This is a genomic window from Ferrovibrio sp., from assembly GCF_964218355.1.
Lineage (GTDB): Bacteria > Pseudomonadota > Alphaproteobacteria > Ferrovibrionales > Ferrovibrionaceae > Ferrovibrio.
In genome coordinates this window covers 33,201-58,084 of record NZ_CAXPMC010000005.1, presented here as the reverse complement: position 1 = coordinate 58,084, position 24,884 = coordinate 33,201, and the positions used below count along the sequence as shown (strand labels likewise).

At 63.7% G+C, this 24,884-nt stretch carries 24 protein-coding genes; 4 read left to right on the top strand and 20 right to left on the bottom strand.

Annotated features, from left to right (window positions below):
• Nucleotides 1–34: 34 nt before the first annotated feature.
• Entirely contained in the window at nucleotides 35–1,666 is a 1,632-nt protein-coding gene (locus tag ACEQZY_RS01755; RefSeq protein WP_370151856.1) for a flotillin family protein, read from the bottom strand.
• A 148-nt stretch (nucleotides 1,667–1,814) separates the two neighbouring features.
• Complete coding sequence (locus ACEQZY_RS01750; protein ID WP_341702249.1) at nucleotides 1,815–3,134, bottom strand: substrate-binding domain-containing protein; 1,320 nt, start codon at nucleotides 3,132–3,134, stop codon at nucleotides 1,815–1,817.
• Between ACEQZY_RS01750 and ACEQZY_RS01745 the strand changes: the two genes are divergently transcribed.
• Nucleotides 3,116–3,550 (top strand): MarR family transcriptional regulator, encoded by a 435-nt coding sequence (locus tag ACEQZY_RS01745; RefSeq protein ID WP_341702250.1) that lies wholly within the window; start codon nucleotides 3,116–3,118, stop codon nucleotides 3,548–3,550. The two genes, ACEQZY_RS01750 and ACEQZY_RS01745, sit on opposite strands and share 19 nt — an antisense overlap.
• 9 nt (nucleotides 3,551–3,559) lie before the next feature.
• Here the strand turns inward: ACEQZY_RS01745 and ACEQZY_RS01740 are convergent, their stop codons facing one another.
• From ACEQZY_RS01740 to ACEQZY_RS01695, 10 genes are all read right to left on the bottom strand, one after another.
• The gene (locus tag ACEQZY_RS01740; protein ID WP_370151853.1) at nucleotides 3,560–4,375 is read right to left on the bottom strand and encodes an aspartate dehydrogenase; all 816 of its coding nucleotides are present in this window, start codon (nucleotides 4,373–4,375) and stop codon (nucleotides 3,560–3,562) included.
• On the bottom strand, nucleotides 4,375–6,021 hold the full coding sequence (locus tag ACEQZY_RS01735; RefSeq protein WP_370151851.1) for a thiamine pyrophosphate-binding protein: 1,647 nt from the start codon (nucleotides 6,019–6,021) through the stop codon (nucleotides 4,375–4,377). The genes ACEQZY_RS01740 and ACEQZY_RS01735 overlap by 1 nt, the downstream gene beginning before the upstream one ends.
• Nucleotides 6,014–6,883 carry an IclR family transcriptional regulator gene (locus ACEQZY_RS01730; protein WP_341702253.1) on the bottom strand — a complete coding sequence of 290 codons (870 nt, stop codon included), beginning with the start codon at nucleotides 6,881–6,883 and terminating at the stop codon, nucleotides 6,014–6,016. Before ACEQZY_RS01730 ends, ACEQZY_RS01735 begins: the two co-directional genes overlap by 8 nt.
• A 48-nt stretch (nucleotides 6,884–6,931) precedes the next feature.
• Entirely contained in the window at nucleotides 6,932–7,690 is a 759-nt protein-coding gene (locus ACEQZY_RS01725) for an SDR family oxidoreductase (RefSeq protein WP_341702254.1), read from the bottom strand.
• A 10-nt stretch (nucleotides 7,691–7,700) separates the two neighbouring features.
• Nucleotides 7,701–8,795, bottom strand: coding sequence for an aromatic ring-hydroxylating dioxygenase subunit alpha (locus tag ACEQZY_RS01720; protein ID WP_341702255.1), 1,095 nt, complete (start codon nucleotides 8,793–8,795; stop codon nucleotides 7,701–7,703).
• A gap of 13 nt (nucleotides 8,796–8,808) precedes the next feature.
• Complete coding sequence (locus ACEQZY_RS01715; RefSeq protein WP_341702257.1) at nucleotides 8,809–9,609, bottom strand: ABC transporter permease; 801 nt, start codon at nucleotides 9,607–9,609, stop codon at nucleotides 8,809–8,811.
• Nucleotides 9,610–9,652: 43 nt separating this feature from the next.
• The gene (locus ACEQZY_RS01710) at nucleotides 9,653–10,624 is read right to left on the bottom strand and encodes an ABC transporter substrate-binding protein (protein ID WP_341702259.1); all 972 of its coding nucleotides are present in this window, start codon (nucleotides 10,622–10,624) and stop codon (nucleotides 9,653–9,655) included.
• A 34-nt stretch (nucleotides 10,625–10,658) separates the two neighbouring features.
• Nucleotides 10,659–11,444, bottom strand: a complete 786-nt coding sequence (locus ACEQZY_RS01705; protein ID WP_341702260.1) for an ABC transporter ATP-binding protein — start codon at nucleotides 11,442–11,444, stop codon at nucleotides 10,659–10,661.
• Nucleotides 11,445–11,451: 7 nt separating this feature from the next.
• A complete protein-coding gene (locus ACEQZY_RS01700) occupies nucleotides 11,452–11,793 on the bottom strand; it encodes a recombinase-like helix-turn-helix domain-containing protein (RefSeq protein ID WP_370151848.1) in 342 nt (113 codons plus the stop codon).
• An 87-nt stretch (nucleotides 11,794–11,880) separates the two neighbouring features.
• Entirely contained in the window at nucleotides 11,881–12,840 is a 960-nt protein-coding gene (locus tag ACEQZY_RS01695) for a VOC family protein (protein WP_370151846.1), read from the bottom strand.
• A gap of 134 nt (nucleotides 12,841–12,974) precedes the next feature.
• Between ACEQZY_RS01695 and ACEQZY_RS01690 the strand changes: the two genes are divergently transcribed.
• Nucleotides 12,975–14,441, top strand: a complete 1,467-nt coding sequence (locus tag ACEQZY_RS01690) for an aldehyde dehydrogenase (RefSeq protein ID WP_370151844.1) — start codon at nucleotides 12,975–12,977, stop codon at nucleotides 14,439–14,441.
• 22 nt (nucleotides 14,442–14,463) lie between these two features.
• Nucleotides 14,464–15,243: an SDR family oxidoreductase gene (locus tag ACEQZY_RS01685; RefSeq protein WP_370151842.1), complete on the top strand. Its 780-nt coding sequence runs from the start codon at nucleotides 14,464–14,466 to the stop codon at nucleotides 15,241–15,243.
• A 3-nt stretch (nucleotides 15,244–15,246) separates the two neighbouring features.
• On the opposite strand, the gene ACEQZY_RS01680 is transcribed toward ACEQZY_RS01685, so the two are convergent.
• Genes ACEQZY_RS01680 through ACEQZY_RS01655 form a run of 6 tightly spaced genes read right to left on the bottom strand, consistent with a single transcriptional unit; the run spans nucleotide 15,247 to nucleotide 21,535 of the window.
• The gene (locus ACEQZY_RS01680; protein WP_370151840.1) at nucleotides 15,247–16,047 is read right to left on the bottom strand and encodes an alpha/beta fold hydrolase; all 801 of its coding nucleotides are present in this window, start codon (nucleotides 16,045–16,047) and stop codon (nucleotides 15,247–15,249) included.
• A gap of 11 nt (nucleotides 16,048–16,058) precedes the next feature.
• Complete coding sequence (locus tag ACEQZY_RS01675) at nucleotides 16,059–17,543, bottom strand: M81 family metallopeptidase (RefSeq protein WP_341702266.1); 1,485 nt, start codon at nucleotides 17,541–17,543, stop codon at nucleotides 16,059–16,061.
• Nucleotides 17,540–18,061 carry a TRAP transporter small permease subunit gene (locus ACEQZY_RS01670; RefSeq protein WP_341702267.1) on the bottom strand — a complete coding sequence of 174 codons (522 nt, stop codon included), beginning with the start codon at nucleotides 18,059–18,061 and terminating at the stop codon, nucleotides 17,540–17,542. Before ACEQZY_RS01670 ends, ACEQZY_RS01675 begins: the two co-directional genes overlap by 4 nt.
• A 9-nt stretch (nucleotides 18,062–18,070) precedes the next feature.
• A complete protein-coding gene (locus tag ACEQZY_RS01665) occupies nucleotides 18,071–19,069 on the bottom strand; it encodes a TRAP transporter substrate-binding protein (RefSeq protein ID WP_370151837.1) in 999 nt (332 codons plus the stop codon).
• Nucleotides 19,070–19,097: 28 nt separating this feature from the next.
• Nucleotides 19,098–20,387: a TRAP transporter large permease gene (locus ACEQZY_RS01660; protein ID WP_341702269.1), complete on the bottom strand. Its 1,290-nt coding sequence runs from the start codon at nucleotides 20,385–20,387 to the stop codon at nucleotides 19,098–19,100.
• Complete coding sequence (locus tag ACEQZY_RS01655) at nucleotides 20,387–21,535, bottom strand: FAD-binding oxidoreductase (protein ID WP_341702270.1); 1,149 nt, start codon at nucleotides 21,533–21,535, stop codon at nucleotides 20,387–20,389. Before ACEQZY_RS01655 ends, ACEQZY_RS01660 begins: the two co-directional genes overlap by 1 nt.
• Before the next feature lie 118 nt (nucleotides 21,536–21,653).
• Between ACEQZY_RS01655 and ACEQZY_RS01650 the strand changes: the two genes are divergently transcribed.
• Nucleotides 21,654–22,340, top strand: a complete 687-nt coding sequence (locus ACEQZY_RS01650) for an XRE family transcriptional regulator (RefSeq protein ID WP_341702271.1) — start codon at nucleotides 21,654–21,656, stop codon at nucleotides 22,338–22,340.
• On the opposite strand, the gene ACEQZY_RS01645 is transcribed toward ACEQZY_RS01650, so the two are convergent.
• On the bottom strand, nucleotides 22,337–23,269 hold the full coding sequence (locus ACEQZY_RS01645; RefSeq protein ID WP_341702272.1) for a glyoxylate/hydroxypyruvate reductase A: 933 nt from the start codon (nucleotides 23,267–23,269) through the stop codon (nucleotides 22,337–22,339). The two genes, ACEQZY_RS01650 and ACEQZY_RS01645, sit on opposite strands and share 4 nt — an antisense overlap.
• Before the next feature lies 1 nt (nucleotide 23,270).
• On the bottom strand, nucleotides 23,271–24,884 hold the full coding sequence (locus tag ACEQZY_RS01640; RefSeq protein ID WP_341702274.1) for an ABC transporter ATP-binding protein: 1,614 nt from the start codon (nucleotides 24,882–24,884) through the stop codon (nucleotides 23,271–23,273).

Below are 24,884 nucleotides of genomic sequence, written 5' to 3'. Positions count from 1 at the left end.
CAGCAGGCGGCAGGGCGGATGGGAAACGGAAGGATCAGGCCTTGCCTGCGGAAGGCGGCGGCGCCTCTGCCGCGCGCGAAATTCCGGCCAGGCCCTGCGCAATGTCGATACCGATCTCCTGTCCTAGCTTCTGGACTGCCGGCAGCTGCAGGGCCATGGAAAGGATGCCGTCGACGGCCTGATTCACCAGCGGCCTGTCGCCACCACCACTGCCACCGGACATGGCCGCGCCGTTTTGGCCGCCACCTCCGGCACCTCCGCCTAGGCCCGGCAGACCACCGATCTGGCTGATCCGGATTGAATCGATTTTCTCGACCGGCTTCATCATCTGGCCAACAAGTACCGGCAGTGTTTCCATCCGCTTCTTGTCCAGCCGCATGCGGATAATGGCATCCGACAGGGTATTCTCTGCCGCAATCATCGAACTGCGGCCTTCCGACTCCGCGATCATCGCCGCACGCTGTGCAACCGCTTTTGCCGTTGTGGCATCCGCTTCCGCTCTGGCCTGCTCGCGGATGGTTTCGGTTTCACTGCGTGTGCGGGTCGCGTCGACTTCTGCAGCCTCCTGGGCCCGCAGCAGCGCCAGCTGACGCACCCGTTCCGCAATCGCCATATCCTTTTCGGTCTGCACGGCTTCCTGCGCGAGGATGACCTGCTGGCGGGCCTGCTCGGCCATTGCCTCGGCCGCTGCCTCCTCGCTGCGTTTCTGCGCCAGCACAATGCCATTGTCTCGGCGGGTCATCTCGGTTTCCAGCGCGGCGGCAAGGTCGCGCTGGCGCAACTGCTGGTCGCGGGCGATTTCCAGCATCCTGACTTCCCGCTCCTGGGCGATCCTGGCCTGGTCGGCCCGCCGGCGTGAATCGGCGCCGAATTCCGCCACCTGCGCATCGTTTTCGGCCTTCAGCCGCTCGACCTCGCGGGTCTGCGACAAGCGCGCCTCTTCCTGCTCGCGTTCGATCACCAGAACACGCTTGATCGCGTCAAGCTGGCTCTGGCGCACGGCAACATCGGCATCTGCCTCGATTGCAGCCCGCTGTTTCTTGTTGGCGGCAATCACCTCGGCCAGACGGCGCAGACCGACGGCATTGAAGGCATTATTCTCGTCGACTGACGAAAACGGCGCCTGGTCAAATCGGCGCAGGGCGACGGATTCCAGGGTCAGGCCGTTCTGCGCCAGACTCTCGGCCACAAGATCACGGACCTCACGGACATAAGCCCCGCGGTTTTCATGTAGATGGTCCATGCTTTCCCTGGCAGCCACCGTCTGCATTGCATCGATCAGGCGACCATCGATCAGATCGGCCAGATCCTGCTGCCGGAATGCCTTGCTGCCCAGCGCCTGGGCGGCGGTGGCAATGCCTGCAGGGCTTGGCGTTACCCGCACCGTCAGTTCCACCTCGATATCGACACGCAGGCGGTCGCCAGTGATCAGGGCTTTCGGGCCGGCCCGGGAAATCTCGATTCGCGAGGTCTTCATGTTGACCTCGGAGACATGGTGCAGGAAGGGCAGCGCCAGACAGCCCCCATCCATGATCACCCGTTGTCCGCCCGCGCCGGTGCGGATCAGTGCCGTATCCCGGGTTGCCTTGCGGTAAAAGCGGTTGAGGAACAGGATGACCACGGCGATCAGGATGACCGCAGCAATAAGATACGCGATCCAGGTCACGCGACTTCTCCCCTTGATACCCCCAGCCGGCACAGCAAACCGGCACAACGCCGCACAGGCGTCATGGAGATTACTTAAATGGGAAAATATTTCTTATGCAACAGAAAAATGCACAGGCATTGCCCATGCTTTTTTCCTGGTCAGAGCGTCAGTTCCACAGACGACTCCGCAACGGGCCGCGCGGCTGCCGGGCCTGCGGCAGCAGCCTGAACTCGACACCATCGGCCTCCGCCAGATAAATCGGGCCGATCTTGCGGCTGTTATCCAGATAGGTGGTGCCGCGGGCTCCGGGAATGAATACCGGGCGGCCGGGGGCGGTCGCCTGGGCTTCCTGCAGAAAGGCAAAACCCTCGTAAATCGACTGCCCCAAGGTGCTGGGGACCGGCGCCCGAACTCCGAAATGACTGCGGTAGCGTTCGATAAACGCATGGTTGGCATCGGTATCCACGCCGGTGAAATAGCCAGCCGCGGCAATCAGGTTCGCCGTATTCTCCGCACCGATGCCAAGCAATGTGTCTTCATCGATCGACATTGACAGGCGCAGCAGACGACGATGCATTCCCCGGGCGCCGAAGGCCCGGTTGAAAGCGATGGCATCCTGTCCCACCAGGGACAGCAGCACCGCATCGGCCTGTATTTTCTCTAGCGCATCGAGGCAGGGTTCGAAATCCTCCGTTCCCAGCGGCAGATATGCCTCGGCAGCAACCGCGCCGCCCAGGTTCCGGATGAAACGCCGGGCCTGCGCATGGCTGGCTCTTGGCCAGACATAGTCATTGCCGATCAGCGCCCAGCGCTGTATGCGCCGCTCGGCTGTTGCCCAGGACAATGCCGGCAGCAACTGGTCTTCCGGGGTTTCGCCAATGGCGTAGACGCCGGCCGCAGTTTCCCCGCCTTCATAGAGGGGAGTATAAATGTAGGGGACACGCCCGCCGACCCGCGGCGCCAGAACCGTGCGCACCGCGCTGATATGCATGCCGACAATGGCATCCAGGAGATTGTCCTCCAGTAGCGCATCTGCGGCTTCCGCCACATCTGCCGGATCGGCACCTGCATCCACGGTAATGACCCGGACCTCCCGCCCCTGCAAACCGCCGGCCCGATTGATTTCCGAGACAGCCAGCTCGGCACAGGCCAGGCAGGATGGCCCCCAGACGGCGGCGCCGCTGCTGAGCGGAACGAAAAGACCGACCGAGAAAAAATCATCGCCCTGCCGGTTCCGGCGCAGCCCGGGCCGGGCGGCCCGCCACGACAAGGACTGCCCAGCCGGATGACGGGGGGCGCCCGCCGCCAGCGGCCAGCACCCCGTTTCAGATCCGCTCCGGATCAGGCCTGTCCCCGTCATGCCGCCATTTAAGGCCCCGTTCCGGATGCGAGTCACGTGAAAAACACACAAAGCAGCTTGTGCGCGGATGAATTGCGATGCTATAGGCGACCAGAGGACGAAATCGCATGAAAGCTGATCTTGCACTGCTCCTAAAGCAGGCAGAGCGCCTGATTGACACGCAGCTTGTCTCGGTGCTGCGCGAGGATGATCTGTCGGCAGAGGAGTGGCGGGTACTGCACATCCTCAGCGACGGGACCGGCCGTTCCATGAGCGAACTGGCCGCCGAGGCGGTCTTCAATTTGCCGGCTCTGTCGAAGCTGGTTGATCGCCTGGTATCACGCGCCCTGCTGTTCCGGGCGCCGGATCAAGCGGACCGCCGCAAAGTGCTGGTCTTTGTTTCCGACCGCGGCCTGAGCCTGCATCGCCGCCTGAAGCCTGATGTCGAGGCCAGCAGCGAGGCCTTCCTCGCCAATGTGAGCCACAACCGCATGGAACAGCTTATCCGGCTGCTCAACGGTTTCATCCGCGATACACGCCCGTCCCGCAGCGACCGGACCTGACCGGACGGATCAGATTTCAACCGGCCTAACCCGGTTCAGCACGGCACGGATGGTGCTGTAGGCTGCCAGCGACGATGTCTTCGGATTGCCCGGCAACGGCCGGCCCCTGATCGTCAGATGCATGTCGCCGAATGCTCCGGCCGCATGGATTTCGTGAATGTTGGCCTGCACCGACGGATCCGCGATCATACGGACTTCCGTCGCATCGAAGCCAAGCCCGGCCAGTGCCACGGTGGCGGCAACATTGGCATTCTTCGGATATTCCTGCGCTGCCCGGCGGGCCGTACCCTTGTAGAATTCCGCCGGCTCAGACAGCGTATCCAGGGCAAGCAGCTGCTCTGCGGGCGTGCCTTTCCAGGCCGCCGGCGGTTTGCGCGAGACGTATCGCACACTGTCAAGCCCCCCCGCCATTGCCGCATTCAGCGCATCAATCCCTGGAACGGCGCCAGCCGGCAGGATCAGCCGCGCCCCCCCGTCTCTCGCGGCGTCGTGCAGCGCGGCATATAATCCGTCATCCGTCAGCGCCCCTATGGAAACGACCACCAGGTCCGTACCCTGCCGCAGCAGGGCCGGCCCATAGGCCTGCACCGCACTGTGGCTGGCACATTCAACGGCAATAACCGGCCGGAAAGCCAGGGCGGACAGGTCGCCGATGACGGCCAGTCCGGGCAATTCCTGCTGTACCTGCGCCACCCGCGCCGGCCGCACCAGTACGGCGCCGATGGCGAACAGGCCCGTTCGTTTCGCCGCCGCCCGCACCTCCGCCGCAACAGCGCCGTTGCCAATCAGCAGAATCTGCGGCAGCGCCGCGGCAGTGCCTGGCATCAGGAGGCCTTCCGCACCGGCGGGCCAGCAAAGGCCGATGCATAGGGGCCGATCGCCAGCATGTCGACCTCGATCATGCGCGGACCGGTCTCGGCTATCACCCGGCCGAAGACTTCGCGGGCCTGGCCAGGGTCGGCAAGCAGGGTATGCCGCCAGCCGAGACTGCGGGCCAGATCGGCAAAGGCCGGCGTGTGCAGATCGACATAATACTTGCGGCCCCCGAAACGGGCATCCTGGATATTACGGATCACGCCATAGCCCCGGTCGTTCATCACGATCAGCAGGAGATCAACCTGCTCCTGTGCAGCCGTCGCCAGCTCGCCGAGATTCAGCATCAGGCCGCCATCGCCGGACAACACCACCGTCTTGCGGCCGGATGCCGCAACCGCGGCGCCGATACCCATGGCCGCCCCCATGCCGATGCCGCCGCCCAGCGCATGCACGCCGTTGCGGGCATCGAAAAGCTTGAGCAGACGGTTGCCCCAGGTGCTGTTGGATACGGTGACATCACGCACCCAGACATAATCCCGCGGCACCGCATCCTGCAGCGCATCCACCAGCGCTTCATAGGGCCCCAGCCCCTTGCGCAGCTGCTTCTCGGCCTCGTCCCTGGCCTTGCCGGCAGCTTCAGGAAACCCTGCCTCGATATTGATCCGCGACTGCAGGCGGGTGACCAGGCCGGCCAGCGCAAGCCTGGCATCACCGGCCACAAAGCAGTCCGCCTTGTAGCCTCGCCCCTCGGCCTGGGGATCGGCATCGATCTGCAGCAATGGCCGCGGCAGCCGCAGACTGTATTTCAGGGTTTCATTACCGCGCAGCCGCGAGCCGACGACCAGCATGGCGTCGCAGCCGGCATAGAAAGCTTCCACCGGCGGCGAGATATTGAAGGCTCCGAGCGTACGGCGGTCATCCTCCGGCAAGATGCCGCGCCCCTGGACACTGGTAACCACGGTGAAGCCCATATCGGCCAGTTGCCGGATTTCGGCGCCCGCATGTCTAGCACCGCCGCCGGCCCAGATCACCGGCCGCCTCGCTCGCACCAGCAGATCGGCCATGGCGTCCAGAGCTTTCGGATCGGGCTGCAGCGCAGCAACCGGCAGCGGCGCGATCCGCGCAGGCACATCCACCAGCGCCTCCTGGACATCAATGGGAATTTCAACACTGACAGGCCCGGCCGGCGCCGTCAGGGCCGTACGCACGGCATCCTGAAGCACACCAAGTGCCGATTCCGGGGACCAGACCCGGAAGAAAGCCTTGGAAACGGCTTTCAGCATGCCCGGCTGATCGACCGCCTCGTGGATATAACTCCAGCGCCGGTCGAGATACGGCCGCTCGATCTGCCCGGTCAGATGCAGCAGCGGTGTACCCGCCGTCTGGGCCTCGACCATGGCTCCGGCGGCATTGCCGGCTGCCGTTCCCGTGCTGGTGATCGCCACGCCCAGACCGCCACGCACCCGCGCGAAGGCATCCGCCATGCAGACCGCACCCGCCTCGCCACGGCTGGGAACGAACCGGATGGTATTGCGCTGGCCGAAAGCATCCAGGATCGGCATGTTGTGGATCGATATAACCCCGAAGGCTGTATCGACACCGCAGGCTTCAAGAAACCGCGCGGTCAGTTCGCCGACGGTGATCTGCTCAGACATGAACGGGCTCACTGGATTTTCTGCGTTTCTGGGTTGAAGGGGGTTCGGCACCAACTGCCGGCTCGCCCCGGGTTTCCTCCCGGCGGATCCACCGGGTGATCTGCGCTGAAGCAGCCAGAATGGTGTCCTTCAGGGCACCATGCATGGCTTCAAGGTCGACATAGGCATCGACCGCGGTGATGTTGATGGCCGCAACAATCCGGCCAGCTCCGTCCCGAACTGGCGCCGCGACCGAACTGACGCCGCGTTCGAAAAATGACTGGCTGACGGCATAGCCACGGCGTTCGTCCTCGACGAGGATTTTCTTCAGTTCGGCCAGAGTGGTCGGCGTCTGGTCGGAGAAACGCGGCAGCGGATCGCTTGGAAACAGATCCTGCAGCTGCTCGTCCGTCAGGTTGCAGATCATCATCCGCCCCATCACCGTGGCATGCACAGGAAACCGCGTTCCGATATTGACGGTGCTGGAAATGGTTGTACGGGCCGGATAGCGCGCGACATAGACGATTTCGCGTCCATCGCGAACCGCCATATGGGCCGACAGTCCCGTTTCATCGCGCAGCCGCTGCAGGATCGGCTGTGCGGCCTCGACAATATCGAGTGAAGCCAGGTACTCGAAACCATGACTGAGCACGGCCGGCCCCAACTTGAAATGCCTCTCGTCACCCTGCTTCTGGACAAATCCCATCAGTTGCAACGTGTGGAGGAGACGGAAGACCGTGGAGCGCGGCAACCCGAGTTCCTGTGCAATCTCCGGCGCCGTAATGCTTGCCCGCTGGCGGGAGAACAGCGCCAGGACCGCCAGGCCCTGAGCCAGGGCCGGAACCACGTATTTCCCCTGCGGTACCCGATCATCTGCGTTCATCAGGCATCTCCGTACATTCGACAGAAGGTTGAAGCATCGCTCTGTGGCTCAATTGAAAACGAACCCGCCGTTGACAGGCAGAAGCTGACCGGTGACAAAGCCGGCACCATCACCGAGCAGGTATACTGCCGCGCCCACCACATCCTCGGGAAGCTGCGCCCTTTGCATGGCACGCCCCTCGACATAGTGCCGCTTGCGATCCTCCGGGACATATTCGGTGGCCTCGACAAGCACCAGGCCGGGCGCGAGGGCATTGACGGCAATTCCATCTGTCCCTAACTCCCGGGCCAGAGAGCGCGTCATGCTGATAATTGCGCCCTTGCTCGATACGTAATGCAGCAGCCGTGGAGCGCCCCATATAGCGGTGTCGGATGCCAGATTGACGATACGGCCGCCGGCACCGGATTTGCGCAGCATCGGCGCCAATGCCTTGATCACCAGCCAGGTCCCGCGCACATTGACCGTCATCACACGGTCCCATGTTTCGATATCGATCTCTTCAAATGTCTTGCCACCGATCCCGGTGGCAATCGCGGCATTATTGACAAGGCCGTCGATCCGTCCGTAACGACTGGCCAGTTCCGTCCCGAAAGCCGCGATCGACTCCGGTTCCGCCAGGTTGATCGGCAGAAACACCGAATCCGTCCCGGCGGACTTCAATCCGGCAACCGTCGCCTCTCCCCAGTCTGCATTGATATCGGCAACAACGACCGTTTCAGCTCCGGCGCGACCGCAGGCCTCGGCAAACGCCCGCCCCAGTCCGCGGCCGGCCCCGGTCACGACGATGATCCGCCCGGACAGCGACATCCCTGCAGGCTCACGCAACGCCGGCGGCACGGGGCGCTTCCCCGGCTGCGGATTTCGCCGCAGCCAGCGCCTTGACCTGATCGCGGGCCGCCTTCAGCAGCGTGGTGCGCACCCGGCCCAGCCCGGCGTCGTGCTGGTACAGGAATTCATGTTCGCGGGCCTGGGGCGCCATATCCTCGAGGACGACCCGGTCCTGTTCCAGCACATCCCAGTGCAGTTTCTCAAGCCGGGCGCGATACATGAACTTCCATGTATCCTTCTGCCAGCCGGAAATCTTGCGGATGCGCCAGAAGAACACCCGGCAATGCTCCTCGTCGACCGGCACCACCATACCGACAATGGTGAAGGCCCCGCCAGGGCCCGCCTGCTTGCCATAGGGAATTTCCAGACGCAGCCACAAGGCGTTGGTGATACCGAACTCGGTCCAGTCGAAGTTGACACCGCGCTGATTCGCCTTTTCGAAAACAAAGCCGGTATCCGTCTTGCGAAGACGCATTTCCGCATGCTTGTCGCCTTCTGCCATCGAATGCGACTGCGCATGCAGATAGGCCCCGTGCATGGGGTCCATGACGTTGTCGATGGCGTAGCGGTAATTGCACTTCCAGTGCGCGGTGCAGAGAATTGCCTCGTATTCCGGCGACACCAGCTCGTCAGGCAGCTGCAGTTCTGCAGGATCGGCATGCAGCGAATCACCGAACCAGACGAATATCGTGCCGGCGCGCTCTTCGACATGGTAGCTGCGCACGCAGCGCTTGCCTTCCATAGGCGCATTCGCCTGCGCCGGTACCCGCGGGACCACGCCGTCGCCGCGGACCTCGACACCGTGATACCAACAGGCCAAGCGGTCGCCGAGGCTCCAGCCCAGCGTAAGCCGTGCACCGCGATGCGGGCAGCGATCCTCAAGGGCATGCACCTTGCCCGCGCTGTCGCGCCACAAGACAATATTTTCAGAAAGACGGGTCAGACCGACCGGCGCCGGCCCGATCATCCAGCCGGGCGCAACCGGATACCACATGTTGCGCAAACCGCGGTTCATCAGGATTTCGACTGCCGCCGCCTCGCTTGGCTGCGCGGTACCGGTCTCGCCTGCACTGGTTATTGCCATGGCGGTATCTCCTTCAGCTCTCAGTCGTCACGCGGGCGCGGGCCGGCAGATAATGCAGAATCCGGCCTTCGATCAGAACAACGGCGCCATACAGCAGAATGCCGATCAGCGTCAGCAGTATGATCGTAACAAACACCATCGCGGTATTACCGGCACCTTCGCCGAATGCCAGCAGATAGCCGAGCCCGATATTGCCACCGACCAGTTCGCCGACCACGACGCCGATCACGGCAAGCGTGGCGGCAATCCGCAATCCGGCAAAAAGCGGCGGCAGCGAGGCCGGAAATTCGATCTTCCAGAAAACCTGCAGCCGGTTTGCCGTAAACGACTTCGCCAGCCGCACGATATCCGGATCGATCGCCCGGACGGCTCCGAGAACATTGATCATGATCGGAAAGAACACGATCAGGATGGCAACCAATATCTTCGGATAAACCGTGTAGCCGAACCAGATGATGAACAACGGCGCAAAGGCCACCTTCGGCGCGATCTGCAGGGCCAAGATATACGGCGACAGCATGAACTCGGCCGCCGGCGACATGCCCAGCAGGAAACCGACGAAGACTCCGAGGATGGCACCGAGAACAAATCCGGCAGCAACCTGCATCGCCGTGATCCCGGTATGATAAAGAAGACGGTCATTCGCCAGCATGTGCAGGAACTCGTCCCACACCCGGCTGGCCGACGGGATGATGAATTGCGGAATGCCGAACCAGCCCGGCAGCCATTGCCACGCCGCAAGGAAGGCGATGAACAGCAGGATGCTGCCAGCCATCATGCGGCGCAGGTGGGGTTGGGACAGAACGGCTTGCATCAAGAAATCTCCCGCCGGCCAGGCCAGGCTGGCTCAGCTTCGCTTACTGGACAAACTGGTTGGTGTAGAGGTCCTTCACTGCAGTCTTGTCGCGGATGACGCCTTCCTTGACATAGAAATCCTGCAGGGCAGACAGCCTGGACTCATCAACGGCACCAAGGGTTGCCTGGCCGGGATAGACATACTGGTTGTACAGCTTGAAGACGGCGGCCATCGCCTTCTCCTTGCCGGCATGCTCGGGGACCGCCTTGACATAGTCGACCGATGCCGCATCGGGATCGGTCATGATGTCCTTCATGCCTTTCAGCGTCGCGCCCACCAGCTTCTTGATCAGAGTCGGGTTCTTCTGAATGACGTCGTCGGCGGCAATGATCGCCTGCGCCATGCTTTTGAAGTATTTGTCCGACGGAATGATCTCGATATTCATCTTGGCGGCCTGGGCCTGGGCGGTCCAGTCGGGCACGGCAGCCATGGCGTCGGCTTCACCGGCGATGAACAGCTTCCAGGTATTGACCGGGCCGGCGGCCTGGGCGTTCACGTCATTCTTGGTCATGCCCTGGGTCGCCAGCATCCCCAGCAGCGCAAAATAGGTGGTGTCCTGATAGGCCATCGCTGTGATGGTCTTGCCTTTCAGGTCCTTGATCGTGCTGATGCCCTTGTCCTTGTTGATCACCAGCTGCATCAGCGAACCACCACCCAGCAGGGCCACGGTCTTCACCGGCACGCCGTTCGGACGGACGATGATCGACGTGTCGCCAATGCCGCCGCCGATGACGGCATTGCCGGCGCCAACCTGCTTGGCGACATCGACACCGCCCTTGCCGACCTGGAAGGTGACATTCAGGCCTTCCGCCTTGAAGTAGCCACGCGCCTCCGCAACCATCCAGGGGCCGAAGGCCGGCAGCGATTTCGGAGCCGGCAGCAGATAGATGACATCTTCCGCGTGAACGGCAGGTGCTGCCGCAACAGACAGGCCGGCCACGGCCAGGCCGGCAATCAGAGCTTTACGAATCATAGCGATCATACTCCCCTCGTTTGGATATTCCCCATCATGCTGCGGCTTCTTCGACATGCAGCAGATCCATCAATCTCTTCACATAGGCGCCGACTTTCGGATCCTGCCGGCGGACCATCGGATTGTGCCGGTCCGGAATGTCGACCATGATTTCCTCGATGATCCGGCCCGGACGCTGGCTCATCACCAGGATGCGGTCCGACAGCGCGATCGCCTCGACCAGATCATGCGTGATGAACAATGCGGTTTTCCCGGTTTCAGCAAGGGTACGCCCCAGATCCTGCTGCAGGACCATCTTGGTCTGCGCGTCGAGAGCCGAAAACGGTTCATCCATCAGCAGCACGCTCGGATTGACCGCCAGTGTGCGCGCCAGTGCCGCACGCTGGCGCATGCCACCGGACAACTGGTGCGGATAGTGGTTGACGAAATCACTGAGCCGGCATTTCGCCAGCAATTCGAGGGCGGTGCCGCGCCGCTCACCGGCTGGCGAACGCTGGATTTCAAGCCCCAGCTCGACATTCTCGCGGATCGTCCGCCACGGCAGCAGCAGGTCTTTCTGCAGCATGAACGCAACATGGCGGTTGGGCCTGGTCACCAGTTCGCCATCCACATGCACTTCGCCTTCCGAGGCCGGGTCGAGGCCAGACCCCATATTGAGCAGGGTGCTCTTGCCGCAGCCGGACGGACCGATCAGCGAAACAACCTCACCATCGGCTATCGACAGGGTGACATCCTCGACGGCAACGACCACGCCGCCCTGCCGCGGATTGGGGAAGCGCTTGGTGACATTCCGGAAGGACAGGCGGGGCGCGGCAGGCATGACTGGCTCACACGCTTTCGCCGGCGCCCAGGCGGGCCATCAGGGTCTGGTAGTTGGCCTCGGTCCAGTTTCCTTCCGGGTGGCGCAGGCCGGACTGGTTCAACCGCGCGACAATCTCCGGAAGTTCCTGCACGCCATCGCGGAACATCGTCTGCAGCGTGTCAGCAAGACTGTCCTCGAACGGCGTCAGTTCGGCCGGGCGGGTCTGGTGGATGATGTTCTCGACGGCCTGGGGGCGCTCGATATTCTCGCTGCCGCCCTTGTTGGGCTCCGCCGCGTTGATCCGCAACCCGGCCAGATAGGGATTGAACCGCACTGGACCACCCTCCTTGATTTCCATATGTTTCATTACGGAAACATCATTTCTTATATGCAACATCGTAAAAGCCACCCCTCCCGCTGTAAAGAAGATTCCGAGCCGGGGCCGCCGGCGCGTCTAGCGCTTGTCGGTCAGGAACCGGCCATCCTGCCCGGGCGCACCCGTCTTCTGCCGGCGTGTATTGCCATCCAGCCCGCCGGCCACCGCCCATTCCGCGAACACGGTCGGCCCGGGCTCGAAATCCCGCGGCTGCCAGGCTTCGGTCAGCACATCCTCGTCGGCGTAATATTCCACCAGGGCGCCGGCCGGATTCCTGAAGTACCAGAAATAGGCTGACGAGATCGGATGCCGGCCCGGTCCAAGCTGGGTTTCCCAGCCACAGCGCGATATGTGCAGGCCGCCGCCAAACACCTCGTGGATATCGCGCACGGTGAACGCGATGTGGTTCAGACCCCGCTTGGCATCGGGGGTCTGCAACAGGAAAAGGTCATGATGGCCGCCCCGGGCGGAGCAGCGCAGGAAATGTCCGCGGCCCGGGTAGCGGTCGGACAGACGAAAACCGAGTGCCTCGTAAAACGCTGTCGTGGCTTCCAGCGTGTCGGTGAAGAAAACCACATGTCCGACCTCGACGGGCTCGGCCCGCGGGTAGATCGGCGCCGGCGTGTCGATGCGCGCCGCATGGTCCCAGGTATTGACCGGCACGCCCTTCACTTCCACAGGCCGCTTGCGCGACAGCCGCACCCCCACGCCCATACCGTTCGGATCGGTACAGAAGACCGTGCCGTCGCCCTCGTGAAACCCGGGCTGGCCGCTCATCCTGTCCCGGCAAGTCGCAATATCGGCCGCATTCTCCGCACCCCAGATCACCTGCCGCAGGGTGGCTCCCGCCTCGAAGGCCGGCGGCAGGGCCGGATCGGCGATCAGCCGGATCCAGATCTCGCAGCCATTCAGGCTTTCGAAGTCGAGGCCGGACGCATCCTCGCGCACCAGCCGGAGCCCCCAGTCCAGGAAGAACTGCCGGCAGGCCGGCAAATCCTCGACGCCATAGGTGATCCGGTCGATTCCGAGAATGCTCATGGTCTCTCCGATACAGGCCGTTGCCGCAAGATTGTTTCTCTAATAAATCATCATTTCTTATATGCAACATCCTAGAGTTCAGCTAGGCTGCCTGTAAAGCCCCAATCACCCGCTTCCCAACAGCAGTTTCTGCCATGTCTCCGCTTCCACTCTATCTCGCCGGCACCTGGACCAGCGGCCGCGGCGAGCCACTGGCCAGCCACAACCCGGTGAACAACCGTGTCCTCGCTGTCGTTTCCACGGCTGGTGCCGCGGATGTCGACCACGCGGTTGCCGCCGGCCAAGCGGCCATGCGCAATCCGGCCTGGCGGGACCTGCTGCCACACCAGCGGGCGGCTTTCCTGCATCGCATTGCAACACTGATCGAGCGGGATGCCGAACGGCTGGCGCAGCTGCAGCGCCAGGATAACGGCAAACCAATCCTCGAAACCCGTGCCCTGGTGGCCAGTGCCGCGGGCACCTTCCGCTATTTCGCTGCCGTCTGCGAAACCATGGAAGGCGACATCACGCCCTCGCGCGGAAACTACCTGTCGCTGTCAACCTGGGAACCGCTGGGTGTGATCGCTGCCATCACGCCCTGGAATTCGCCGATTGCCAGTGAGGCCCAGAAAGTTGCTCCTGCACTCGCTGCCGGCAATGCCGTCATCGTCAAACCATCGGAATTCACGCCGCTGCTGGCACTCGAACTTGCAAAACTGTCGGATGAAGCCGGATTGCCGAAGGGCCTGCTGTCCGTGCTGCCCGGCACCGGCGCCAGCACCGGTGCAGCCCTCGTCGCGCATCCCGGCATCGCCAAGGTCACCTTCACCGGCGGCACCGCCACAGGCCGCGCCATCGGCCGGGTTGCCGCCGAGAAAATCATGCCGGTTTCGCTGGAGCTGGGCGGCAAGTCGCCGAACATCGTTTTCGCCGATGCCGATCTCGACCAGGCGATCAACGGCGTTCTGTTCGGCCTGTTCTCCAGCCAGGGCCAGAGCTGCATCGCCGGCTCACGCATCTTCATCGAGGAAAGCATATACCCGGCTTTCACCGCGAAGCTTGCGGAGCGCGTGACAGCTTTGCGCATCGGCGATCCGGTCAGCGAGCGGACGCAGATCGGTCCGCTGATCACGCCACAGCATCGCGACAAGGTGGAGGGCTATGTGACGCTGGCCCGCGAGGAAGGCGGACGTCTGCTCTGCGGTGGCACACGCCCCGTCGATGCGGCCCTGCAGGCCGGCAATTACTTCATGCCGGCACTGATCGATGGACTGAACAATCGCAACCGCACGGCACAGGAAGAGATTTTCGGGCCGGTCGGCGTTCTTCTGCCCTTCCGCGACGAGGACAGCCTGATCGCGGAAGCCAATGACAGCGTCTATGGCCTGGCCAGCGGTGTCTGGACCGGCGATTTCCGCCGTGCCTGGCGGATCGGCCGCGCACTGAATGCCGGCACGGTCTGGATCAATACCTATAAACAGTTCAGTATCGCCACACCCTTCGGTGGCAATGCTGAAAGCGGCATAGGCCGCGAGAAGGCGCGCGACGGCCTGAAGGCCTACATGCGCCAGAAAAGCCTGTATATCGATATGTCCGGCCGGCCGATTCCCTGGGCGGACTGAGGGTCAAGTTTCGGAGTGAAGCATGGATCTGGGTATTGCGGGCCGCACCGCCATTGTCTGCGCCGCCAGTAAAGGGCTGGGCCGCGCCTGCGCCGAGGCACTCGCCGCCGAAGGCGTCCATATCATCCTCAATGCCCGTGACGCTTCGGCCCTGCGACAGGCGGCAGACGACATGGCCCGGCAGCATGGCGTCTCCGTCACGCCGGTTGCCGCCGACCTCGCCACGCCGGAAGGCCGGCAGGCCCTGCAGGACAGCTGTGCGGCACCGGACATCCTGGTCAACAATGCCGGTGGCCCGCCACCGGGCAGCTATCGCAGCTGGACACCGCAGGACTGGGAGCAGGCCGTTGCCACCAACATGCTGGCGCCGGTCGCCCTGATCTCGGCCTATGCCGATGGCATGGCGGAACGTGGTTTCGGCCGCATTGTCAACATCACTTCCAGCGTGGTGCGCCATCCGATCGATGCGCAGGGCCTGAGTGCCGCGGCACGCAGCGGCCTGCATGGTTTCGTCGCCACCATCGTGCGTGGCCTTGCCGGCCGCAATGTCACGGTGAACAACCTGCTTCCGGGCCCCTTCGCCACCGACCGGCTGTTGTCCAACTTCAGCTTCCGCGCCAACCGCGAGGGCAAGAGCCTCGACGAGGTGGTGGCAGCCCGCAAGGCGGAATTGCCGGCCGGCCGCTTCGGCGACCCGGCGGAGCTCGGCCGACTCTGCGCCTTCCTGTGCAGCAGTCATGCCGGCTATATCAGCGGCCAGAGCATCCTGCTCGACGGCGCCGCACATCCGCAGGCGCTGTAGCCCTCAGCCCAGCAGCCGGCGGCGCAGGATCGCCGTATAGGGTTCCGGATCGACCACGTAGGGATAATGTCCACCGAAGGGCAGGCGCTGATGCTCGCCTCCCGGATAGCGGCGAACCACGTCATCCTGCACCGCGCGGGGAATCAACGGATCGTCTTCGGCATCGATCACCACGACCCGGCTGTCCGGAATCGCAAGCTTCGGAATCGCCCGGGCCTTGCGCAGGGTCAGCACCCGCGCCTTCAGCGCCTCGGCTGTCAGCAACCGCCTGCCACTGTCATACAACACTTGTTTCATTGCGCTTACCGCCGGGGTCGCCTCCGGCCAGCTGTCAACCGAGGCCAGGATGAATTTGCGATGCTCCTCAGCCGGCAATGCTTCCAGCGTCGCAATATCCATGCCCGTGACATTGGCGATGTCCGGGTCCGACAGGGAATTGCCGATGAACAGCGTCTCAGTGAGATCGGAATGCCGCGCGGCAAAAAGCTGTGACAGGAAGCCGCCAAGCGAGGACCCGATCACCGAGGTTCTGGCGATGCCGCGCTGGCGGCACAGGGCCACCAGGCCATCGACCAGACGTTCCGCGTCGTCAATCACCGGATAGGTCACCGCCAGCATGCGGACCGACCCGGCCAGTGCGGCGATCTGGTTCCACCAGATTTCTGCCGTCCCAAGGGTGCCCGGCAGCATCAGAAGGCAGGGCACGCCTTCTGATGCTGCCGGCGCCTCGACCGCCTGCCACGTGAGTCCGTCGGCTGTAACATCACGGGCAGGATAGCGGCTGCGGAATTCCACGAGTTCCATCGCAACCTCCCTCAGACCGACAGCGGATCGGCATCAAACGGCCATTTCGGCCGGCTGATCCGCCGGTAATTCAGCGTGCCGATATCCGCCGCAATGGCACCCGGCCCGCCGACATACAGAACCTCACGGGCCACCGGAGCATAGGCCGCGTGAAAATGCTGGCTGGATTTCACTACCACGATACGCTTCTTCTCGAGTTCGACACCATGGGCGGTGAACAACTCGCGTCCCTTTGCCTGGTTGCGGATGGTATTCAGCACGATTTCGACATCCTCGCCCGCCGGTTTCCCGTCGAACCCGTGAATCCGCAGCAGGACGGCATCCCCCAGCGGCATCTGGGCCGCACCAAAGCTCTGCACCGCATTCCTGATCAAGGACCGTACTTCCACATCGAGATCCAGCGGCTGGCCCGACATCGGCCCGGTCTTGCCGCCGACACGCAGGGCGAAGCGAGCATCCTGTCCGGCATCAAAGCACAGCGAAACGGCAACCGGATCCCAGAATGGCCCCAGGGCCGCGCCATCGATCCCGCGTTCCAGCAGGCGGCGCAGCAGGAAGGTTGCATCCGACGGGGCGCCACCACCGGCATTGTCGGCGGAATCCGCAATGACCACGGTACCACTGTTATGGGTCAATGCCTGGTCGAGTGCTTCATCGATGGTGAGATAGCGCGGCGCCGTCCTGCCGCGCAGGGCATACAATTCCCGCCCCAGGGTCTCGGCCAGAGCAGCCGCCTTTCCGGCATCGCCATCGGCGACGACCAGCAGCCTGGTCGACAGGTCCGGCACGTCCGCCCATGGAAAGCCATGCACGACAGAAATCGAGAGAATGCCGTCCCGCCCTTCCAGCGCCTTCATCCTGTCGACGAATTCGCGCATCGGCGACCGCGTGGTGTGATAGATGTCGATCATCCGGCAGTCGAAGCTCGCCATCACCGGCCGCACCTTCTTTTCGGCTGCGCGCAAACAGATATCGACCAGTTCCTCCGCTCGCTCGGCATAGTCGATATGCGGGTATTCCTTGAAACAGATCAGCACATCCGCCTGTTCCAGCATGGCTGTCGACAACTGGCAATGCGGGTCGAGTTCGCCACCGATCACTGTGCCGGGACCAGTCAGCGCACGAATTCTGCCGATCAGGTCGCCTTCGCAGTCATCATACCCGTCAGCCACCATTGCGCCATGCAGACCCAGCAGCACGACATCGACAGGCAGCGACGCCTCAAGATGGGCCAGCAATTCATCCCGCAGACCCTCGTAAGCCTGCCGCGTCGTGATGCCGGCCGGTTGTGCGAAGGCCGCGGGACCTTCGATCAGGGTGTGGCCATGCTCTTTTGCCAGCCGGCGCGCCACCCAGAGGGGGGCACTGAACGGCATGATCTGCTCCGGGTGCTTCCCGGGCGCCGCATAAAAGGTTTCCTCAAAACTCGCCCGCGATGTCGGGATCGGCGAGAAGGTGTTGGTTTCAGTACCGAGCGTCGCGGCGTAGATTCTCATGACGGATCTTCCGGGTGATGAAGGGGATTACGCTGCCCGGCCAGTTGCGCCAGCAGATGGACACCGATGATCGAAATGGACAGGGGCAGGGCCATGGTGAACCATGCCATCGACAGCCCCATGCTTTCGGTATCCCTTGCCATCGAACGGGCAACAAACCCGCGGGCCGGATCGGCATTCGGTCCGAAGATGCAGTACCACCAGATCGGCAGAAGGAAGAGCAGGACCGCCGCAGCCCGCAGCAGGCGGGCGGCGATTCCCGCCACACCCGACTGCAGGGCCGGCAGATTCAGCAGAACCGGATCGCTGCCGGCGCGGAACGCCATGGTTGCACCAAGCAGGCCGGCCCAGACCATTGCATAGCGCGCCCCCTCCTCGGTCCAGGCCGGCGGATCCGAAAACAGGTACCGCGCCACCACCTGAATCCCGAGCAGGACGACCATGACCACCAGGCTGAGACCGGCTGCGGCACGGACTATGCTGTTGAGCCAGTCGCTCACCCTGACAATCATGGTCATGCCGGGACCCTAGCGCGCCCTGGCCGCCGCATCGACGAACAGCTTGACCTGGTCCGGCGGCAGCAGCGTGTCATAGATACTGCGCGACAGTTCCTCGAACCTGGCGCGGCCTGCCGCCGTCAGGCTGTCCACCTTGATGCCGGCTTTCAGCAGTTGATCGATAGCCGCCGCGTCGCTGGTCTTCACCCAATCGCGGTTAGCGGCTTCGCCCTTGGCCACGGCATCGTCCACCGCCTTCTTCTCGGCCGGCTTCAGCCCGCCATACCAGTCCGATGAGACCATGGCGATACGCAGCGGCAGGCCGACATTGGCGGTCGTGTAGTATTTGAGGATATCGGTATGCCCGAACAGGAAAGGTACGAAAGGCGGATTGACATAACCATCGGCAATGCCGGTCTGCAGGGCATTGGCAACTTCGGGCATGGTGATTACGACGCCATTGGCACCCCATGCCTTGAACAGCTGCAACTGGCTTTCGTCCAGCGCACGGATGCGCATGCCCTCGACATCCGCCGGGCTGATCACCGGGCGCTTGGTGTTGAATATGCCCATGCCGCCGCCGACCGGGACCAGGGCCACCACGCGGATACCCTTGCCCTTCAGCCCGTCATTCACCTTGCCGAGCATGCTGCTGGCCTTGGTGGCGCGATCCAGATGCGCAAGCGACTCGAACAGATACGGCAGGCGATAGCCGAAGATCAGCTTGTTGAGCTTCCCGGCCTGCCCGAGGTCGGCCATGTTGATTTCCAGCAGTCCCTGCGAGGCCTGGTCCAGACGCTCGGCCTCCCCACCGATCGAGTTGACCGGCATTTCCTTGACCTGCCAGCCGGCCGCTTTCAGCGCATCTGCCATGGCTGCGGCAAAGACGTAGGAGCCGGATTTCTGCTTGTCTGCCGGCGAGTCGAGGCCGATGCGCACTTCCGCCGCCGATGCGGCGGCCGCGCCAAGCAGCAGCACAGTCGTCGCCGCCAGTGTGGCCATTCTACGGATCGATGTGATCTCCAGCATGATACTCCCCTCTTTTTGGTTGCCGTTATTATCTGATGAAGCCGAACGCCTCCGGCAGGAAAAGGCTGATTTCCGGAACAAGAATCAGCAGCAGCAGCACGGCCAGCTCGATCAGTGCGAATGGAATGATGGCGCGGGCCAGCGCCCAGTAATCGACCCTCGTCGCCGCGGAAACGATCAGCAGGCAGGCCCCAAGCGGCGGCGTTACCATTCCGAGCGTCAGGTTGATGCACAGGACAATACCGAGATGCACAGGATGCACACCCAGCTCGACTGCAGCCGGCGCCAGCAATGGCACCAGCAGGGCAAGCGCCACCGGCGCATCGAGAATCATGCCGGCGGCGACAAAGACCAGGTTCAGCACCAGAAGATATTCCAGTCGTCCCAGGCCCAGCTCTGTAATCACCGCGGCCAGACGCTGGGGCAGCTGCTCGTTCCCGGCCAGCCAGCCGAAGCAGGAGACCGCGCCAAGAATAATGAAGACCGAGCCGGTCAGCCGGGCCGTCTGGTCGAGACCCTTGTAAAATCCGCCCCAGGTAAAGCCGCCATAATGGATTCCAACCAGGATTGCGGCGACCACCGCCAGCCCGGCTGCCTCTGTCGGGGTCACGACGCCGAAGACGATGCCGCCCAGAATGATCGCCGGCAGGGACAGCGCCGGCAGGGCGCGCAGCAATGCCGGTCGCAGGGGCGGCAAGTCGGCATCCGCACCGCGGCCGCCGGGATGATTGTCGCGATGTGCGAAATAGGAATTGGCGGCGAACAACGCCACCGCGAACAGCAGTCCCGGCAGGATTCCACCGACGAACAATGCGGCCACCGAAGTCTGCATGATCGCGCCGTAGAAGATCATGACGATGGAAGGCGGAATGATCGGGCCGATCACCGATGAGGCCGCAGTGATCACGGCCGCGTAAAGCGGCGTATAGCCTTTTTCCCGCATCGCCGGCACCAGCGTGTTGCCCAGCGCGGCGGCATCGGCCACGGCGGAACCGGAAATACCCGCAAAAAAGACCGATGCGAGGATGTTGACATGCCCGAGGCCACCGCGAAACCGCCCCAGCAGCGCCATCGATACATTGATCAGCGCGCGGGTTATGCCGCCGATATTCATGATCTCGCCGGCCAGGATGAACAACGGCATCGCCATCAGTGCAAAAACATCGATCTGGCTGAAAATGCGCTGCGGGATGATTGCCAGATAGCGGGCATTGTCGCTCAGCAGGAAGGTCAGGATGGAAGCGGCGCCCAGCGCATAGGCAACAGCCCCTCCGGCCACCAGAAAGACGAGTCCCGCCACAGCAGACAGCCAGACCATCACGCCGCCTCCTGTCGCAGGCCCGGCCGTGACGGAGACAGGTCCGCAGGACTCAGGCCCAGTTCCACCAGGTCCTCGGGAAAAGCCCCGCCACGGATCAGCGCCGCCGCAGCCCGGCCGGCAGCCGGCGCCGTCTGCACCCCGTAGCCGCCCTGTCCGGCCAGCCAGAAAAATCCCGGCACCGCCGGGTCGAAGCCGGCAACCAGCGACTTATCAGCCACGAAGCTGCGCAGCCCGGCCCATTTCGATGCCAGCCGGCGTGGCCGGAACGCCGTTGCCTCGGCCAGGCGTTCCATCATGACCGCGATATCATACTCGTCTGGCTGCGCATCGCAGGGCGGTGACGGCGTTTCGTCGGCGGGAGATACCAGGATGCGGCCGGCATCGGGCTTGAAATAGAAACTTTCTTCCGCGTCGATCACCATCGGCGCCGCGGCCATCACATATTCGGCAGGAGGGTCGAATGTGGCTGCCGTGCGGCGCTTCGGCACGAGACCAACCGGTGCGGCGCCGGCCAGACGGCCGATCTCATCGGCCCACGCCCCTGCCGCATTGACGACAACCGGCGCCGCATGGCGGCCGGAACGGGTCTCAACCTGCCAGTCGCCGCTGCCGGCTCGCCCAAGTGCGAGCAGTTCGGCATCGGTCTCGACAATACCGCCAGCCGCCCGCAATCCGCGCAGGAAGCCCTGGTGCAACGCGGCGACATCAATATCCATCGCGTCCGGCTCCATCATCGCCGCCACCGCATAGCCGGGCAGCAGGGCCGGAACCAGGGCCTCCGCCTCATGTCCAGACATCAGGCGCAGGTTGCCGACCAGCTGGCTGCCGGCAGCATACACCCGTTCAAGCGCCGGCTGCTGGCCGTCGCGGGCGATGAACATGGCCCCGCGCGGTGTCAGCAGCGGTACGCTGCAGAAACCCTCGGGCGGGCTCAGATAAAAATTCTTGCTGCCGGTGGTAAGGGCACGGATCGGCCGGCTGCCATAGGTCTCCGCATACAGCGCTGCCGAGCGGCCGGTCGAATGGTAGCCGGGCTGCGCTTCCCGCTCGAGCACCAGCACGCGCAGGCCGGCCCGCGACAGGGCCCAGGCCACCGACGCCCCCGCAATTCCGGCCCCGACCACGATCACATCATATCCGGACATGACTTCCCCGTTGCATGGCGCCAGTCTTGTCCGGTTCCGCCACGGCGTCCAGACTATTTTTCCTATCGGAAAAATTTTTTATGATCAGAAAATGATCCAGCTGCCGTAGACTATGGCCATGAGCCGCCCCGATTCCACCGCCCCCGCTTCGCATGACCGGTTTTCCCTCGGCGGCCGGCTGCGCGAGCTGCGCCGCGCCCGCGGCCATACCCTCGCCGAGGTCAGCCGCCGCAGCGGTCTTGCAATTTCAACGATCTCGAAAGTGGAACGCGGCCAGCTGGCTCTCGCCTATGACAAGTTCATCGCCCTGGCGCGTGGCCTCGAGCTCGATGTCGCCACCCTGTTCGATCAGCCGGCCGACCATTTCAGCACCGGTGCGCTGGCCCTGACCCGGGCGGCAGATGCCCCGGAACACGAAACCGAGACCTATCTCTACCGCATGCTGGCCACGGCCCTGACAGCCAAACGCATGGTGCCGATGTTCGGCCGCATCAAGGCCCATGACCGCAAATCCTTTACTGACTATGTCCGGCACCGTGGCGAGGAATTCCTGTTTGTCCTGCAGGGCCAGCTCGATGTGCATATCGAGGGCCGCAGGCCGATCCGGCTCGGTCCTCACGATTCCCTCTACTTCGACAGCGGCATGGGCCATGTCTATGTCTCGGCCGGGCGCCAGGATGCACAGATCCTGGTGGTCTGTGCCGGCGGCGACGAGGCCAACCTGCTGGCTGCAGTCGGCCCCGGTACAGGGAAGAAGACAAGGCGCAAGCCGTCGACACCGGCCAACCGGCGCAAGCGGACCTAGTAGCCGCGCACACGGTCAACTGCCCCGGGCGGCCGTCGACCGGTCTCTATAGCCTCAGCAGTCGACAGCAGGGTTCCCACCAGCGCATCGTTGCTGACATCGCAAGCGTCGTGAGGGGTCAGAACGATCTTCGGATGCTGCCAGAACACGTGATCCCCGGCCAACGGCTCACGGGCAAACACGTCGAGCGACGCGCCCGCCAGCTGGCCACTGTCCAGCGCCGCCAGCAGATCGGCTTCGGCCAGATGCTCGCCACGTCCCACCTGGATCAGGTAACCACCGGGTTGCAGGGCCGCAAAGACATCCCGATTCAGGATGCCGCGCGTCTCCGGCGTCAGTGGCAGCAGGTTCACCAGCACCTCGGCCTCCCGCAGCATGGCGAACAGCCCATCCCCGCCGTGAAAGCCGCGCATACCAGGTGGCATCGACTTGGGCGTGCGGCTCCAGGCAAGAACAGGAAATCCAAGCTGCGTCAGGTCGGCGGCGACGCGGCTGCCGATCTGGCCATACCCAAGCAGGGCCACCGGCACGCTTCGGGCTGCCCGCTGCGGCAGGCGCCGCCACTCGCTACGCCGCTGCTGGGCCAGATAACTGGCAAAGCGGCGCTGGTGCCAGATCACGTGCCAGGTGATAAAGCCGGACATCATCTCGGCCTGCGCCGGGTCGACCACCCGCACAACATCGATCCCGGGGCGCAGGCTGGGACAGGCCAGCACATTGTCCGCCCCGGCACCGATAGTGCAGACGGCCTGCAGGTTCGGATAGCGATCGAAGGCGTCAGCCGGCGGGTGCCAGGCCACCGCCATCCGAACCTCGGCCGGATCATCGGCGGGATGCGACTGCATCTGGATCCGGTCTGCCACCTTGTCGAAGGCTTTCCCGTAATAATCCCGCAGATCGAAGCCGCGGCTGACAAGAGCACACTGCATCTCAGGTCGCCTCGACAGCCCGTCGTCCTGGCACCGCCCCCAACAGTTCTCGTGTATAAGGGTGCTCGGGCGCCGAGAACAAGGCCGCAGCCGGCTTCAGTTCGACAATCTCCCCGCGCTGCATCACTGCAATACGGTCGCATACCTGTGCGGCAACCCGAAGATCATGGGTGATGAACAGCATCGACAGCCCAAGTCGCGCCTTCAGCTCTTCCAGCAACTGCAGCACCTGCGCCTGAACCGAAACATCGAGTGCCGACACCGCCTCGTCGGCAACAAGGATTTCCGGTTCCAGTGCAAGGGCGCGGGCGATGCCAATACGCTGGCGCTGGCCGCCGGAGAATTCATGGGGGTAACGTTCGATCGCGGCAGCGTCCAGGCCGACCGTCTGGAGCAGTTCCCGGGCAAGCTGCAAGGCTGCGGCCGGATCGGCACCATGGGCAATCGGGCCATCCGCTATGATGCGGCCAACCTTGCGGCGCGGGTTGAGCGATGCGAACGGATCCTGGAACACCATCTGGATGCGCTTGCGCTGGTCGCGCAGGGCCTGCCCGCCGATCAGGGTCAGATCTGTCGCGCCAAGCCGGATGCTGCCACGATCCGCCTCGGTCAGGCGCATCACCAGCCGGGCCACCGATGATTTGCCCGAGCCGGATTCACCGACCAGCCCCAGTGTCTCCCCCTGCCGGATGAAAAAGCTGACATCCCTCGCCGCCTCGACCCTGCGGGCGGGACGCAACCAGCCGCCACCGGTGACATAGGTTTTTCCCAGACCGATCACTTCGACCGCTTTCGGGCGCTCTGCCAGAGAGGCCCGCGCCGGCGGCTGCATCGATGGAACGGCTGCCAGCAGAGACCGGGTATAGGTGTGCCGGGGATGCTGCAGAACCTCGTCGGCACTGCCCTGCTCCACCAGCTTTCCGTGCTGCAGCACAACGACCCAGTCGGCAATCTCGGCCACCACGCCGAAGTCATGGGTGATGAACATCACCGCCATGTTGCGGCGCTGCTGCAGATCATGAATCAGCTTCAGGATCTGTGCCTGCGTTGTGACATCGAGCGCCGTGGTCGGCTCGTCCGCCACCAGCACTGCCGGTTCAAGAGCCAGGGCCATGGCAATCATGGCCCGCTGCCGCTGCCCCCCGGACATCTGGTGCGGATAGGCCCGCACGATCCGCTCCGGATCGGGCAGCCCCACCTCGCGCGCCAGATCGATCGCACGCTGTACCCGCTCCTTCGGACTCAGCAGGCCGTGTGCCTCGAACATCTCGGCAATCTGGTCGCCGATCCGCATCAGCGGATTCAGTGCCGTCATCGGCTCCTGGAACACCATGGCGACATGCCGGCCGCGCAGTTGCAGCCACCCGGCCTCGTCCAGTTCGACCAGATTCTGGCCCGCATAGACGATCTCCCCGGCCTCCGGTCGTACCGCATGCGGCAGCAAACCCATCAGGGCGTGGGCACACATGGATTTTCCGGATCCGGACTCGCCGACCACACAGAGAATCTGCCCCGGCATCAGGTCGAACGAGACACCGTCGACGGCATACTCACGATCCCCGCCGGCCGGCAGCGCCAGGCGGAGGTTGCGGATGGAAACCGCAGGATCCGCCAT

Excerpts from the sequence above, each read along its gene's own strand:
- ACEQZY_RS01745 (WP_341702250.1), top strand. The coding sequence starts at position 3,116 with ATGAAAGCTGATCTTGCACTGCTCCTAAAGCAGGCAGAGCGCCTGATT.
- ACEQZY_RS01740 (WP_370151853.1), bottom strand. The coding sequence starts at position 4,375 with ATGCCAGGCACTGCCGCGGCGCTGCCGCAGATTCTGCTGATTGGCAAC.
- ACEQZY_RS01735 (WP_370151851.1), bottom strand. The coding sequence starts at position 6,021 with ATGTCTGAGCAGATCACCGTCGGCGAACTGACCGCGCGGTTTCTTGAA.
- ACEQZY_RS01730 (WP_341702253.1), bottom strand. The coding sequence starts at position 6,883 with ATGAACGCAGATGATCGGGTACCGCAGGGGAAATACGTGGTTCCGGCC.
- ACEQZY_RS01725 (WP_341702254.1), bottom strand. The coding sequence starts at position 7,690 with ATGTCGCTGTCCGGGCGGATCATCGTCGTGACCGGGGCCGGCCGCGGA.
- ACEQZY_RS01720 (WP_341702255.1), bottom strand. The coding sequence starts at position 8,795 with ATGGCAATAACCAGTGCAGGCGAGACCGGTACCGCGCAGCCAAGCGAG.
- ACEQZY_RS01715 (WP_341702257.1), bottom strand. The coding sequence starts at position 9,609 with ATGCAAGCCGTTCTGTCCCAACCCCACCTGCGCCGCATGATGGCTGGC.
- ACEQZY_RS01710 (WP_341702259.1), bottom strand. The coding sequence starts at position 10,624 with ATGATTCGTAAAGCTCTGATTGCCGGCCTGGCCGTGGCCGGCCTGTCT.
- ACEQZY_RS01705 (WP_341702260.1), bottom strand. The coding sequence starts at position 11,444 with ATGCCTGCCGCGCCCCGCCTGTCCTTCCGGAATGTCACCAAGCGCTTC.
- ACEQZY_RS01700 (WP_370151848.1), bottom strand. The coding sequence starts at position 11,793 with ATGAAACATATGGAAATCAAGGAGGGTGGTCCAGTGCGGTTCAATCCC.
- ACEQZY_RS01695 (WP_370151846.1), bottom strand. The coding sequence starts at position 12,840 with ATGAGCATTCTCGGAATCGACCGGATCACCTATGGCGTCGAGGATTTG.
- ACEQZY_RS01690 (WP_370151844.1), top strand. The coding sequence starts at position 12,975 with ATGTCTCCGCTTCCACTCTATCTCGCCGGCACCTGGACCAGCGGCCGC.
- ACEQZY_RS01685 (WP_370151842.1), top strand. The coding sequence starts at position 14,464 with ATGGATCTGGGTATTGCGGGCCGCACCGCCATTGTCTGCGCCGCCAGT.
- ACEQZY_RS01680 (WP_370151840.1), bottom strand. The coding sequence starts at position 16,047 with ATGGAACTCGTGGAATTCCGCAGCCGCTATCCTGCCCGTGATGTTACA.
- ACEQZY_RS01675 (WP_341702266.1), bottom strand. The coding sequence starts at position 17,543 with ATGAGAATCTACGCCGCGACGCTCGGTACTGAAACCAACACCTTCTCG.
- ACEQZY_RS01670 (WP_341702267.1), bottom strand. The coding sequence starts at position 18,061 with ATGACCATGATTGTCAGGGTGAGCGACTGGCTCAACAGCATAGTCCGT.
- ACEQZY_RS01665 (WP_370151837.1), bottom strand. The coding sequence starts at position 19,069 with ATGCTGGAGATCACATCGATCCGTAGAATGGCCACACTGGCGGCGACG.
- ACEQZY_RS01660 (WP_341702269.1), bottom strand. The coding sequence starts at position 20,387 with ATGGTCTGGCTGTCTGCTGTGGCGGGACTCGTCTTTCTGGTGGCCGGA.
- ACEQZY_RS01655 (WP_341702270.1), bottom strand. The coding sequence starts at position 21,535 with ATGTCCGGATATGATGTGATCGTGGTCGGGGCCGGAATTGCGGGGGCG.
- ACEQZY_RS01650 (WP_341702271.1), top strand. The coding sequence starts at position 21,654 with ATGAGCCGCCCCGATTCCACCGCCCCCGCTTCGCATGACCGGTTTTCC.
- ACEQZY_RS01645 (WP_341702272.1), bottom strand. The coding sequence starts at position 23,269 with ATGCAGTGTGCTCTTGTCAGCCGCGGCTTCGATCTGCGGGATTATTAC.
- ACEQZY_RS01640 (WP_341702274.1), bottom strand. The coding sequence starts at position 24,884 with ATGGCGGATCCTGCGGTTTCCATCCGCAACCTCCGCCTGGCGCTGCCG.